Origin of the sequence: Mycobacterium sp. 1423905.2 (assembly GCF_001673155.1) — a bacterium.
Taxonomy (GTDB): domain Bacteria; phylum Actinomycetota; class Actinomycetes; order Mycobacteriales; family Mycobacteriaceae; genus Mycobacterium.
Genome location: NZ_LZLE01000121.1, coordinates 1 through 1,086, shown reverse-complemented (window position 1 = coordinate 1,086; position 1,086 = coordinate 1). Strand labels below are relative to the sequence as shown.

Annotated in this window: 2 protein-coding genes and 1 pseudogene; 1 reads left to right on the top strand and 2 read right to left on the bottom strand. The window is 63.4% G+C overall.

Features of this window, described 5'->3' with window-relative positions; all coding sequences use genetic code 11:
• Positions 1-327: DUF222 domain-containing protein (locus A9W95_RS06585; protein WP_156746048.1), on the bottom strand; the 327-nt coding region annotated here is incomplete at its 3' end.
• 121 nt (positions 328-448) lie between these two features.
• On the opposite strand from A9W95_RS06585, the gene A9W95_RS06580 reads away from it, so the two are divergent.
• Positions 449-868, top strand: coding sequence for a pyridoxamine 5'-phosphate oxidase family protein (locus A9W95_RS06580; protein WP_067409884.1), 420 nt, complete (start codon positions 449-451; stop codon positions 866-868).
• Here the strand turns inward: A9W95_RS06580 and A9W95_RS06575 are convergent.
• Positions 869-1,086, bottom strand: a pseudogene (locus A9W95_RS06575) (hypothetical protein); the annotation flags it as partial.

The following is a 1,086-nucleotide window of genomic DNA, read 5'->3' as shown; positions in this document are numbered from 1 at the left end:
CGGCTGCCCGGTCAGCGCGCGGCGCTCACCCAACTCGGCGGCCTCCCCGATCCGCCGGCTGGCCTCGCCGCGGGTGATCCGCAACCGCGACGCCAACGCCGCAGGCAACCGCCCCCCTAGCTCTTCCTCGCTGGCTTGGGCGGCCAACTGATTGATCAACCCATGCCGCGCCGCCGGCAACCGGCGCGCCACCCGCTCCAACCGCTCCAACAACCGCAACCGCTCCGGAGTGGTCAACGCCTCAAACGACAACTCACATAGCCGATCCGCCCCGGCATCGAGCGCGTCAAAGACCTCCGTGATCTCTTCCCGCGAACCCGAACGCATGTTCGAATAATACGTCGGTCCACCGACAAGAATTTGCGCCGAAGAGGATTAATAACCGCTTCTGCCGCAAGCCGTTACACCATAACGTCGACACCGTCAGACACCTAGGTAAGGTTCGCCCATGACCGACGCGCCCGTCACCGTCCTCCCCGAGGACACGAGTTGGAACCTGTTGAGCAGCGTCGCGCTGGGGCGCTTGGTCACCAGCTTTGCCGGTGAGCCGGAGATATTCCCGGTCAACTTCGTCGTGCAGAACCGCACCGTGCTATTCCGAACCGCTGAGGGCACGAAATTGTTTTCCGCCGTGGCGAATCGGGCGGTCGTCTTCGAAGCCGATGACCATAACGTGGAGGAAGGCTGGAGTGTCATCGTTCGCGGGCGCGCACATCTCCTCAAGACCGACGCGGATATCAAAGAAGCCGAACGGGCACAGTTGTTGCCGTGGACCGCAACACACAAGCCTCGTTACGTCCGGATCAGTCCAGCCGAAATAACCGGACGCGCCTTCAGATTCGGCCCAGAACCCGACGGCAACCGGTAGCTAGGCGTCGGGGGCGAATCTCCAGTTGTCCGGATTCTTCGGCGAATACACCACCGGAAGCACCTGACCGACCGTCGGCCACTGGTCGACACTGACCGCCATCCGTTGGTAGACGGCATGCTCGCTGACCGTGGGTCCGTTGATGACGCCGGCGATGGTGACGAACTGTTCGCCTGGAGCATCCGGCCGCTCGCTGACACCCGTCACCAGCAGCGTGC